The sequence below is a fragment of the Nocardia farcinica genome (assembly GCF_029867845.1).
GTDB classification, from domain to species: Bacteria; Actinomycetota; Actinomycetes; order Mycobacteriales; family Mycobacteriaceae; genus Nocardia; species Nocardia farcinica_A.
The window spans coordinates 1-1,342 of sequence record NZ_JARWRU010000143.1; the positions used below are offsets into that span (position 1 = coordinate 1).

3 protein-coding genes are annotated in these 1,342 nt (G+C 74.1%); 1 reads left to right on the forward strand and 2 read right to left on the reverse strand.

From position 1 onward, the window contains the following. A partial coding sequence (locus QH283_RS02810) for a DUF1360 domain-containing protein (RefSeq protein WP_280501452.1) occupies positions 1-406 on the reverse strand: 406 nt, incomplete at its 3' end. An 87-nt stretch (positions 407-493) separates the two neighbouring features. Here QH283_RS02810 and QH283_RS02815 point away from each other — a divergent pair. Continuing rightward, a complete protein-coding gene (locus QH283_RS02815) occupies positions 494-1,048 on the forward strand; it encodes a DUF2231 domain-containing protein (RefSeq protein ID WP_280501453.1) in 555 nt (184 codons plus the stop codon). A gap of 103 nt (positions 1,049-1,151) precedes the next feature. On the opposite strand, the gene QH283_RS02820 is transcribed toward QH283_RS02815, so the two are convergent. Beyond that, the gene (locus QH283_RS02820) at positions 1,152-1,307 is read right to left on the reverse strand and encodes a DUF732 domain-containing protein (protein ID WP_280501454.1); all 156 of its coding nucleotides are present in this window, start codon (positions 1,305-1,307) and stop codon (positions 1,152-1,154) included. Between the last annotated feature and the right edge of the window lie 35 nt (positions 1,308-1,342).

Below are 1,342 nucleotides of genomic sequence, written 5' to 3' on the forward strand. Positions count from 1 at the left end.
CTGTGGTGGCGCGCGGCGCGAACACCTGGCCGATGACGAATCCGGTCACCACCCACACATCCAGGCAGAACGGGCAGCTCAGCAGCTCACCGAGACTGTGCCCGAGCCCGCTGTCGGCCCTCGGCTGTTCGCTCACCTCCCCCGGCCCGCTCTCCCCACCGGACGGCTCGGTGAACGGTGCCCGCACCGGCGCGGTCACCGCCCCTTTGCTCACCAGGCGCGATACCTTGTGCGCGGCCAGCGCTGTCCCCAGCACGGCCCGCACGCTCATCCCGCCCGGCAGCCGCCTGCCCGTCACCGTGCCCACCAGCACGGTCACGGTCACCACCAGGCTGTAGAGCGCCAGGGTGGCGATGTATCCGCCGAGCGGACGACGGTCATCGCGTGTGTTCTCCGCTCCGCTCATGTGCGACAGCTACCCGGGCACGCGGCGGACAAACAGCGCGCGGCGGACAGGGCGGTTCGGCCGCGCCCGCCGGGGTAAGGCGACGGCATGAACCTCCACCGTCTGCTGAGCGCGCCCGAGAAGGCCACCGGACTCGACAAGCCCGCCGACACGATCGCCGCCGCGGTGGGACGCCTCGTCGGCGACGGCAGGGCCGCCGACTGGCTCCGCGGCTCCTGGCTCGGCCACCCCCTGCACCCGATCCTGGTCACCGTCCCGATCGGCGCGTGGACCAGCGCCGCCGCCCTGCGCGCCGCGGGACGCACCGACGAAGCCCGCAGACTCCTGCTCATCGGCCTGCTCGCCTTCCCGCCCGCCGCCGCCCTCGGCTGGGCCGACTTCAAAGACCTCGACGCACCCCAGCGTCGCGTCGGTCTCGTCCACGCCCTCACCAACGCCGCTGCCGCGCTGTTGATCTCCGCGGCCTGGCGCGCGCGCGACGACCGCACGGCCACCGCCCTCGGCGCGGCGGGCCTCGCCACGGCCGGCGCGGGCGGCGCCCTCGGCGGCCACCTCGCCTACGCACTCGGCGCCGGTGTGCACCGCTGGCAATCAGCGGCGACGGCGCCCGCCTTCCCCGCCACTCCGGTGCCGCTCGGCTGAGATCCCGCCGTCGCCGCCGGGCAGCCGGACGACACGCCGCACGCGGCCCGCGCGAGTACCGACGCCTGCGGCGCCTGCCGCGCGGCGAGGCCCGCTCCGAAGGTCAGGAGGCGAAGTCGGGGCACAGGTTCGTCGTCGCCGCGCTGACGAACAGGACGCCCCTGTCGAAGCCGTAATCGTGCTCGACAGCGGACATCTCGTCGAGGATCGAGCCACCCCCCCGCAACCCGCCGCAGGTTACGTACCCCGCGTCGAAAATCTAGGCCCTCGACTTGCCCGGCACCCTGGAGTACG

Coding starts and splice junctions, on each gene's coding strand:
- QH283_RS02815 (WP_280501453.1), top strand. CDS start 494: ATGAACCTCCACCGTCTGCTGAGCGCGCCCGAGAAGGCCACCGGACTC.